This is a genomic window from Streptomyces sp. ADMS (assembly GCF_033441795.1).
Classification (GTDB): Bacteria; Actinomycetota; Actinomycetes; order Streptomycetales; family Streptomycetaceae; genus Streptomyces.
The window spans coordinates 1-392 of sequence record NZ_JAVFVX010000467.1 but is presented as its reverse complement, the minus strand read 5'-3'; the positions used below and the strand labels follow the sequence as shown (position 1 = coordinate 392).

1 pseudogene is annotated in these 392 nt (G+C 72.7%); it reads left to right on the top strand.

The window, feature by feature from the left end:
- Positions 1-392: pseudogene (locus RB628_RS41585) on the top strand (hypothetical protein); the annotation flags it as partial.

The following is a 392-nucleotide window of genomic DNA, read 5'->3' as shown; positions in this document are numbered from 1 at the left end:
GCGAGCTGACCGCTCCCGGTGACGGCGTTCTCCAGCGCGTCGTCGAGTCCCTCAACACGACGGCCGACTGGTGGGAGGGCCTGGGCGCACCCGCCGATCCCCACTACGCGAACCGCCTGCGCTACATCACCAAGAAGCTCGACTCCTACGCGCTCGAAATTCGGTCCATGCGCGGCGACCTAGCCGACCGGCACACCGACCACCCCGACCACCCCGACCACCCCGACAGGGTCCAGGCCCGGGTGGACCGAGTCGCCCCGGAAGAACAGGCGGCGCCCCGAGTCGCCGCCGCTCTCGCGGTCTCGCCGACCGCACGGCGCACGACCCCAGCCGCGCTGCCGTCAGCTTCAGCCGTACGTCCCGCCCTGCCTCCCGCCCGACCCTCGTCCGCA